The organism is Protofrankia sp. Cas3, from assembly GCF_963555955.1.
GTDB lineage: Bacteria > Actinomycetota > Actinomycetes > Frankiales > Frankiaceae > Protofrankia.
In genome coordinates this window covers 22273-32253 of the sequence record NZ_CAUVXP010000057.1, presented here as the reverse complement: position 1 = coordinate 32253, position 9981 = coordinate 22273, and the positions used below count along the sequence as shown (strand labels likewise).

Below are 9981 nucleotides of genomic sequence, written 5' to 3'. Positions count from 1 at the left end.
GTGCTGCCGAGCGAGCCGAGCGCCCTGGGCTCGCGCTTGGTGATGACGTTGATCGGCGCGAGGAAGATGTGCAGGTGCTTGGAGTAGGCGACCAGCACCAGGAAGCCCATGATGATGGCGATGTTGAGCAGTAGGAAGACCGTCTCGATGTGCCCGTTGATCGACGTCGAGAAGGCGTCCAGCGGACGGCTGACCAGATACGAGGCAAAGGCCCACCTGGTGTCCCCCTGCGGGTGGGTGCCGGCGTTGAACTGGGCGCCACGCAGGATCAGCAGGGTGACCATCACCGATGTGATCATCCCGAGGATGACCCAGGCCGGCCCCGTGTGTGACCCGTAGAACCGCGACTTTCGCTCGAGGCGGGCGGGGGCGTTGCGCAGCCGGATGACCGTGAAGGCCGCCAGCCCTGCCAGGACCGCGACGGTGAAGAAGTCCTCAATGAAGCCGACCGCCGCCCAGTGCCCGAACAGCGGGATGTGGAAGTGATCATCAAACAGAGCGCCGAACGCCTCGATCACGGTCAGCATGAGGATCGTGAAGCCCCAGAAGGTGAAGGCATGCGCAATCCCGGGGACCGTCCACTTCAGCAGCTTCCGCTGACCGCCGACCTCGCTGATCTCACTCCACAGGCGCACGCCGGCTCCGTCGAACCGACCGGGAGCGGGCTGACCCTGGCGGATCAGCCTGAACAACCAGTAGAACCGTCGTCCGGCCACCGCCAGAGCGACAACGGCGATCACTCCACCGATAGCGAGTCTCAACACATCCTCCAGTTACTCCTACCGACGGTGGGAGCGTACTGCTACCAGTCGGTAACTTGCCCGCCGAACCAGACCGACCCCAGTCAGACCGCCGCCTACCGGATCGCCGCCTACCAGGTCGCTGCCCACCTTCCTACACACACGGGTCACGCGCAGCCCTTAGGGCGACCGGCAGAACGCTCCGATCCGGCCAGCGGCGATCTGGCTCACAGCTATCCAAATTAGATCAAACAGCTATATCATATACCTGTCTTTTTTCAGGGGCGGACCGGACCAACGTCCCGCCAACCAAGGGAAACTTGGACCAATTACTGGGATTCCCTTGTCCTGACACGGCCAACGGTTGCAGGATGAGTGCGGCCCGTAACACGCGTGCGCGCTGTCGCGATGACGCTCGGCGCTTGGAAGAGTTGCGAATGCCAAGGCTCCGGACGATGTTGGCGACCTCACGATCCTTGGTGGACACGATGGCGAGTACGACCAAGAGCCTGACCAGGGGCCCGCTCAGGGGCCCGCTGCGAGGTCCGTTCGGAGGCGATACCCGGGACCGTCCCGGCTACTCCCTCCAGATGGCCTACCAGCGGGCGCGCGAACAGCACGCGCAGATGCGGCGTGAACGCCTCGCGCACACCGTGCCGCGCGCCGCATTGCGCGCCTTCCCCATCGCGGTCATATTCGCGGTCCTGGTCGCGTCGGGTCTTCGCCTGTCGATCTCCATCGCCGTGGCCGTGTTTCTGCTGATCGAGCTCGGTTGGCCACTGATCGTGATCGGCCGATCATTCGATCCGGTCGCTGAGATCGAGACGCTGCGCGAGAGCGCCGATGCCGAACGCAAGACGGCCAGCGCGATCAACCGGCTCCGCCGCTATGGATACGTAATCATGCACGACCGCCGCGTCCCCGGTTCCGAGGCGACCATCGGGCACCTGCTGGTCGGGCCGGGCGGAGTCATGGTGATAAAGAGCGACGCCTCCACCGGCACCGTGCGCTACGCCAAGGCCGGGACCAAGGACGGCGCCAAGGTCGACGGACAGCCCTTGACTCAGCCGCTCGACCTCACCAAATGGCTCGGGGACGAGGTTCGCGCCCGGACCCGTACGGCCACACCAATGATCAAGATTCCGGTCACGCCGATCCTGGCGATGGTCGAGGCGGGCGTTCTGTGGAGCGACGGAGCGGTCGAAGGTGTCACGCTCATCAGCCTGAAGGATCTTGTTTCCTATGTCCGGGGCCGGCCGGACCGGCTCAACCCGGCGGAGGTCACCAAGGTGGTCGCCGTCGTCCAGCGTCTGTTCCCGACGTACTCGCTCAACCAGCTCGCCGACTCCGTCACCGTCGACCGCGACCAATGGCTCACGTTGATGGACACGCTGCGCACCATTCGTGAACGCGGTGGCGACGCTACCGACATGGTCGATCGAGTGATGAAGATCGAAAGTGATCTCGCGCGACTTGCCGAAGCAGGCGGCCGGTCCGCCATCCCGACGGGACGTACCGATGACGACCGCGGGGACGACGACAGGGACGACGACGGGGACGACGACGGGGATCTCATCAACGAACTCACGGGCATGACCGACGCTTAGAGCGACCGGCAACAGGGACCCGGACTCGAACCGGGACGACTACCCGGCTGACCGTCGTGGCCCGGACCCACAGGATCCCGGCGCTCCGTTCAGCGCCTGATTCGTCAACGCCCCGTTCCCGCCAGCCCGCCAGCCCCTGGCCTGCCGCATCCCCCTGCACAGACGGCCGACGGACCTGGGCTGGTAGGCCTGGGCTGGTAGGCCTGGGCTGGTAGGCCTGGGCTGGTAGGCCTGGGCGGTGGGTTGTTGTCGCGTCCCGCCCGGCCGGTCTCGCATCCCCCGTGGCGGCCGAGGCGGCCTGCCGCAGCTCGGGAACAGAACCGTCCTCAGGAACATTGAGTCTGAGCAACTCATGTTTGACGATGGCCTGGCTATCATTAGATTCTGAGTGCGAAGGACTCAACTACTACCCGAGCGGTCCCGGCCGAGTTCCCGAGAGAACCGAGCAGCCGGGCCGTCCTGATCTGAGAGGCACACAGACATGGCACGAGCGGTCGGTATCGACCTCGGCACCACGAACTCCGTCGTGAGCGTGCTCGAGGGCGGCGAGCCCACGGTGATCGCCAATGCCGAGGGCTCCCGGACGACCCCGTCCGTCGTCGCCTTCGCCAAGAACGGCGAGGTCCTGGTTGGCGAAGTCGCGAAACGGCAGGCGGTCACGAACGTCGAACGGACCATCCGGTCGGTCAAGCGCCACATGGGCACCGACTGGAAGATGAAGGTCGACACCAAGGACTTCACTCCGCAGCAGATCAGCGCCTTCATCCTCCAGAAGCTCAAGCGGGATGCCGAGTCCTACCTCGGTGAGACCGTGGCCGACGCGGTCATCACCGTGCCCGCCTACTTCGACGACGCCCAGCGTCAGGCGACGACCGAGGCGGGCACCATCGCCGGTCTCAACGTCCTGCGCATCGTGAACGAGCCCACCGCGGCCGCCCTTGCCTACGGCCTGGACAAGGGCGAGAAGGAACAGACCATTCTGGTCTTCGACCTCGGTGGCGGCACCTTCGACGTGTCCCTGCTGGAGATCGGCGACGGCGTTGTCGAGGTGAAGTCAACCTCCGGTGACACCCACCTCGGTGGCGACGACTGGGACCAGCGCGTCACCGACCACCTGATCAAGACCTTCTCCGGTCAGCACGGCGTCGACCTCGGCAAGGACAAAATGGCCCTGCAGCGCCTGCGGGAAGCCGCCGAGAAGGCCAAAATCGAACTGTCGCAGTCCACCCAGACAAGCATCAACCTGCCCTACATCACCGCCTCGGCCGAGGGCCCGCTGCACCTGGACGTCACCCTGACCCGCTCGGAGTTCCAGCGGATGACCTCCGATCTGATCGACCGCTGCAAGCACCCCTTCCAGCAGGCCGTGAAGGACGCCGGGGTCAAGGTCAGCGACATCGACCATGTCGTGCTCGTGGGTGGCTCCACCCGGATGCCGGCCGTGGTCGACCTGGTCCGCGAGCTCACCGGCGGCAAGGAGCCGAACAAGGGTGTCAACCCCGACGAGGTCGTCGCCGTGGGCGCATCCCTGCAGGCCGGTGTCCTCAAGGGTGAGGTCAAGGACGTCCTGCTGCTCGACGTCACCCCGCTGTCCCTCGGCATCGAGACCAAGGGCGGGATCATGACCAAGCTCATCGAGCGCAACACGACCATCCCCACCAAGCGGTCGGAAATCTTCACCACCGCCGAGGACAGCCAGCCCTCCGTCCAGATCCAGGTCTTCCAGGGCGAGCGCGAGATGGCGTCCTACAACAAGAAGCTCGGCATGTTCGAGCTCACCGGCCTGCCGCCGGCACCCCGCGGCATCCCGCAGATCGAGGTCACCTTCGACATCGACGCCAACGGGATCGTCCACGTCTCCGCGAAGGACCTGGGAACCGGCAAGGAACAGTCGATGACGATCACAGGCGGCTCGGCGCTGCCCAAGGACGACATCGACAAGATGGTCCGTGACGCCGAGCAGTATGCCGAGGAGGACCGCAAGCGCCGCGAGGAGGCCGAGACCCGCAACCAGGGCGAAACGCTCGTGTACTCCACCGAGCGGTTCCTGGCCGAGAACGGCGACAAGATCGAAGCAGCGATCAAGGTCGATGTGGAGGAGAAGCTGTCGACGCTGCGCGCGGCGGTCGGCGGTACCGACATCGCGGCCATTCGCGAGGCCACCGGCGAGCTCGCCAAGGCCAGCTCCGCGATGGGTCAGTCGCTCTACGCCGATGCGCAGAGCGCGGCCGGCGCGGGCGGAGCAGGCGGTCCGGCCGGCGCGGGCGGTCCGGGCACGGACGACGACGTCGTGGACGCCGAGATAGTGGACGAGGAGGACAAGAAGTGACCTCGGCGCGCGGGGATGACTGGACGCTCAGCATGTCCACGCCGGACGAACCCGTGATCGTCCGGGACAAGCGCCGCATTGATCCCGAGAGCGGGCAGGTACGAGGGGACGCCATCCGGGTGGAGACAAAGGCTACCGGCGACGCCGCCGCGGCGGCCGCGAGCCCTGCAGGCGCCGCGAGCGTGGGCGCCGCAACCGACGGTGGGGAGTTGCTGGAGTCCCTGCGTCAGCAGGTCGTCGAACGCACCGCCGACCTCCAGCGGCTCAAGGCCGAGTTCGACAACTACCGCCGCCGCGTCGAGCGGGACCGCCAGGTCATGGCCGAGCAGGCGACGGGAAAGCTGCTGGCGGTGCTGCTGCCCACCCTCGACGACATCGGCCGGGCACGTGACCATGGCGATCTGGAGGGTCCGTTCAAGGCGGTCGCCGAGTCGCTGGAGAGCGCGCTTGAGACCGCCGGCCTTGAGCGGTTCGGCTCCCAGGGCGACGAGTTCGACCCGTTGATCCACGACGCGCTCATGCACACCTACTCCTCGCAGGTGACCCGGTCGACCTGCGTGGACGTCTTCCGCGCCGGCTATCGCCACGCCGGTCGGGTACTGCGCCCGGCCCAGGTATCGGTCGCGGAGCCGGCGCCGGATGCCGACGCGGATGCCGACGCGGGTGCGGGTGCGGCCGCCGAGACTGCCATCGAGGCTGACATGAACCAGAGCGTGCGAGACGCGACGGCGGGAAGCACGCCGAATGCGGGAGGCGGCGCGACGGAAGCCGTCGAGTAGTCGATGCCATCCGCCCTTTTGCCAGACAACGTCCGCTTCGAGCGTCGATACACGACATGATGGTGAAAGGAGGGGCGCCGTGAGTGTTCGTGACATGGTCGAAAAGGATTACTACGCCGCTCTCGGCGTCCCCAAGGACGCCTCGGCTACCGATATCAAGAAGGCCTACCGCCGGCTTGCCCTCGAGCTGCATCCGGACAAGAACCCCGATGACCCGAAGGCAGAGGCGCGCTTCAAGGAGGTCTCCGAGGCCTACGACGTGCTGTCGGACGAGTCCCGGCGCCGGGAGTACGACGAGGCGCGGGCGCTGTTCGCCGCGGGTGGCACCGCGGGCCATCCCACGGGTGGTTACGGCTACCAACCGGGCGGGTACGGCGCAGGCGGTGCGTTCAACCTGGATGACCTGCTGGGCGGGGCGGGCGCGGGCCCCGGTCCCGGCGGCCTCGGGGGTCTGTTCGACAACCTCTTCCAACGGTCGCCAAGCGGCCGTGGCCCTCGCCGTGGCAGCGACATCGCGGCCGAGGTCACGATCCCGTTCGAGAAGACCCTGACCGGGCTTGAGGCCACCGTCCGCCTGCCGGGCGCCGCGACCTGCGTCACCTGCGTGGGAAGCGGCGCCCGGCCGGGCACGATGCCGCGAACATGCACGACCTGCCGGGGCCTGGGCGTGGTGTCCCGTTCGCAGGGTGGGTTTGCCCTGTCGGAGCCGTGCCGTGACTGCATCGGCAAAGGGACGATCATTGAATCACCGTGCCCGAGCTGCCTGGGCACGGGACGGCGGGAACGCGAACAGCGGATCCGTATCCCACCAGGGGTCGCGGACGGTCAACGGCTCCGGGTCCGGGGCCGCGGATCGCCGGGTGAACGCGGCGGGCAGTCCGGCGACCTCGAAGTCACCGTCCACGTGCTGGCCCACCCGGTTTTCGGCCGTGAGGGGCACAACCTGACGATCATCCTGCCGGTGACCTTCACCGAAGCCGCGCTGGGTGCATCGGTCAAGGTTCCGACGATCGACGGTGCCCCGCTGACGGTGAAGGTTCCGTCCGGAACGTCGAGCGGGCAGCGCCTGCGGGTTCGGGACCGCGGGGTGCCGCGGGGCGGCCACGGCCACGGTGACCTCATCGTGACGATCGAAGTCACGGTGCCACGGCCCGCTGACCTCTCCCCCAAGGCCCGCACCGCGCTACAGGAGTTCGCGCACGCCCATCCCGAAGATCCACGCACGTCGCTGATGGCACAGATGGAGGGCCGGCCATGAAACCACGGCCGAGCCGAACGGCCGATCCGCCGCTCCCACCGAACGGTCTGCCTGCGGCACCCCGGCCCGGCCCCGGGCCGGCGCACGACGACGACACTCCCGTGTATGTGATCTCCATTGCCGCGCAGCTGGCCGGCATGCACCCGCAGACGCTGCGGGCCTACGACCGGCTGGGGCTGGTGACTCCGGGTCGCACATCCGGACGCGGCCGGCGATACTCCGTCCGGGATGTGGCGCTGCTGCGGGAGGTACAACGGCTGTCCCAGGAGGAGGGGGTCAACCTTGCGGGGATCCGCCGGATCCTGGAGCTGGGCAGCCAGGTGATGATCCTACAGGCGCAGGTCCGCCAACTTACCGAGGAGCTGGCGCTGGCCCGCGCCGACGCCGAACGCCGGGTGGCCGAGGCGCACAAGAGCCACCGGCGGGATCTTGTTCCGGTCGACCGCGGTGCGATCGTGGTCTGGCGACCCGGCCCGCGTCGTTAGACCACCTGCGCCCAGCCACCTGCGCCCAGGCACGACAAACCCAGGCACGACAGCGCCGCGCCCGCTGCTGCTGGACCCGACTGCCTTGCGAGACCCAATCTTAAGCCGGAACGACTCAACTATTCTGAGCGTTAATGAAGATGGAATCAACTAAACGATCATTCTAGGACTCCCATGAACGTGGACCGGCTCACCGCTCGCTCCCAGGAAGCACTCTCCTCCGCAGTCAGCCGCGCTACCGGCGACGGCTCACCGCTCGTCGACCCGCTACATCTACTCGTAGCCGTCCTGAGTCAGTCGGGCGGGGTCGCAGTCGACCTCCTTGACGTCACCGGGGCCCCGCTTGCCCAGGTACGCGCCCGTGCCGAGGCCGCGGTCAGCCGGCTGCCGCACGCCACCGGCGCCAGCGTCTCCCCACCTCAGCTGTCCCGGCAGCTCATCACCGTCCTGGACAACGCCGAGCGGCAGGCGAACCGGCTCGGCGACGAGTACACCTCAGTGGAGCACCTGTTGGTCGCGCTCGCAGAGGAGGGCGGCGAGGCGGCGCGGGTGCTCACCGAGTTCGGCGCAACCGCTGAAACCCTGCGTGGCGCCTTCGAAACCGTCCGCGGTGGTGTCCACCGGGTGACCAGCCGCGATCCCGAGGACTCCTACCGGGCGTTGGAGAAGTTCTCCGTCGACCTCACCGAGCAGGCTCGAGCCGGCAAGCTCGATCCGGTCATCGGCCGCGACGCCGAGATTCGGCGGGTTGTGCAGGTCCTGTCGAGACGGACGAAGAACAACCCCGTCCTCATCGGCGAGCCCGGCGTCGGCAAGACCGCGATCGTCGAAGGGCTCGCACTGCGGGTCGTCGCCGGTGACGTTCCAGAGTCCCTGCGCGACCGCCGCATCGTGTCGCTCGACCTCGGGTCGATGGTGGCCGGGTCGAAACTGCGCGGTGAATTCGAGGAACGGCTACGGGCCGTCCTCAACGAAATCCGGTCCGCCGAAGGTCGGCTCATCACGTTCATCGACGAGCTGCACACGGTGGTCGGTGCCGGCGCCGCCGAAGGTGCCATGGACGCGGGCAACATGCTCAAGCCCATGCTCGCCCGCGGCGAGCTGCGAATGATCGGCGCAACAACCCTCAACGAGTACCGCACCCGCATCGAGAAGGACCCGGCCCTGGAGCGCCGATTCCAGCCGGTACTGGTCGGCGAGCCCTCGGCCGAGGACACCATCGGTATCCTGCGCGGGCTCAAAGAGCGGTACGAGGTGCACCACGGCGTGCGCATCACCGATGCGGCCCTCGTCGCCGCGGCCACCCTCTCCGACCGGTACGTCAGCGGGCGGTTCCTGCCCGACAAGGCAATCGACCTGGTGGACGAGGCCGCATCCCGCCTCCGGATGGAGATCGACAGCCGACCCGTGGCCATCGACGAGCTGGAACGGGCCGTACGGCGTCTGGAGATCGAGGAGATGGCGCTGTCCAAGGAGAGCGACGACGCGTCGAAGGAGCGCCTGGGCCGCCTCCAACGCGAGCGGGTCGACAAGCGGGCGGAGCTGACAAGCCTCACCGCCAGGTGGCAGGCGGAGAAGAGTTCCATCGTCGAGGTGCAGAAGGTCAAGGAGGAGCTGGAGAACGCCAAGCGCGCCGTCGAGGTCGCCGAACGGGATCTTGACCTGGCCAAGGCCGGCGAGCTGCGTTACGGCATGATCCCGATGCTGGAGAAGCGGCTCGCGGCGGCAACCGACGCGCTACCCGGCCCAGACGAGCCCGGCGGCGCGATGCTGAAGGAGGAGGTCGGCCCGGACGACGTCGCCGAGGTTGTCGCATCCTGGACCGGCATTCCCGCCGGCCGGCTCCTGGAGGGTGAGAGCGCCAAACTGCTCCGCATGGAGGACGAACTGCACGCCCGCGTGATCGGGCAGCATGCCGCGGTAGGTGCTGTCTCCGACGCCGTGCGCCGCGCTCGCGCCGGCATCTCCGACCCGGATCGGCCGACCGGCTCGTTCCTCTTCCTTGGTCCCACCGGCGTCGGGAAAACCGAGCTGGCGAGAGCACTCGCCGACTTCCTGTTCGACGACGAACGGGCCGTGGTGCGCATCGACATGAGCGAATATGCCGAGAAACACTCGGTGGCCAGGCTCATCGGCGCGCCGCCCGGCTATATCGGGTTCGAGTCCGGCGGGCAGCTCACCGAGGCCATCCGCCGGCGTCCGTACAGCGTGATCCTGCTGGACGAGGTCGAGAAGGCGCATCCCGACGTCTTCGACATTCTGCTGCAGGTGCTCGACGACGGACGCCTCACCGACGGTCAGGGCAGAACGGTCGACTTCCGCAGCACGATCGTGGTAATGACGTCCAACCTCGGGTCGCAGTTCATCGCGGACCCGACCCTGTCACCCCAGGTGCGACGCGACTCGGTGATGGTCATCGTCCGGGAGGCGTTCAAGCCCGAGTTCCTCAACCGACTTGACGACGTTCTGGTCTTCGATCAGCTGGCCAAAGAAGATCTCGCCCGCATCGTCGACCTCCAGCTCGACCGGCTGCGGGCTCGGCTCACCGACCGGCGCATCACGCTCACAGTCACGGACTCAGCGCGGGCCTGGCTCGCCGACGCCGGCTTTGATCCGGTCTTCGGGGCACGCCCGCTGCGCCGGCTGGTGCAGACCTCGATCGGCGACTCGCTCGCCCGGGAGCTGCTCGCCGGCATCGTGCGGGACGGCGACGAAGTCGTCGTGGAGGTCGACCCGGACCGACCCGGCCTCCGTGTTCAACCGGCCGTCCGCGCGGCGTGACC

Annotated in this window: 6 protein-coding genes and 1 pseudogene; 6 read left to right on the top strand and 1 reads right to left on the bottom strand. The window is 67.6% G+C overall.

The annotated features are described in order from the left end of the window. Positions 1-761: pseudogene (locus U9983_RS12965) on the bottom strand (Fe-S oxidoreductase); the annotation flags it as partial. A 467-nt stretch (positions 762-1228) separates the two neighbouring features. On the opposite strand from U9983_RS12965, the gene U9983_RS12960 reads away from it, so the two are divergent. From U9983_RS12960 to clpB, 6 genes are all read left to right on the top strand, one after another. Beyond that, positions 1229-2347, top strand: a complete 1119-nt coding sequence (locus tag U9983_RS12960; protein ID WP_322754261.1) for a nuclease-related domain-containing protein — start codon at positions 1229-1231, stop codon at positions 2345-2347. Between the two features lie 481 nt (positions 2348-2828). Continuing rightward, the gene (gene dnaK / locus U9983_RS12955; protein ID WP_322754260.1) at positions 2829-4676 is read left to right on the top strand and encodes a molecular chaperone DnaK; all 1848 of its coding nucleotides are present in this window, start codon (positions 2829-2831) and stop codon (positions 4674-4676) included. Further along, entirely contained in the window at positions 4673-5455 is a 783-nt protein-coding gene (gene grpE / locus U9983_RS12950; protein ID WP_322754259.1) for a nucleotide exchange factor GrpE, read from the top strand. The genes dnaK and grpE overlap by 4 nt, the downstream gene beginning before the upstream one ends. Positions 5456-5534: 79 nt before the next feature. Then, positions 5535-6713, top strand: coding sequence for a molecular chaperone DnaJ (gene dnaJ, locus U9983_RS12945; RefSeq protein ID WP_322754258.1), 1179 nt, complete (start codon positions 5535-5537; stop codon positions 6711-6713). Continuing rightward, a complete protein-coding gene (locus tag U9983_RS12940) occupies positions 6710-7198 on the top strand; it encodes a heat shock protein transcriptional repressor HspR (RefSeq protein WP_322748415.1) in 489 nt (162 codons plus the stop codon). The genes dnaJ and U9983_RS12940 overlap by 4 nt, the downstream gene beginning before the upstream one ends. A 174-nt stretch (positions 7199-7372) precedes the next feature. Next, on the top strand, positions 7373-9979 hold the full coding sequence (gene clpB, locus U9983_RS12935; protein ID WP_322754257.1) for an ATP-dependent chaperone ClpB: 2607 nt from the start codon (positions 7373-7375) through the stop codon (positions 9977-9979). Positions 9980-9981 lie beyond the last annotated feature (2 nt).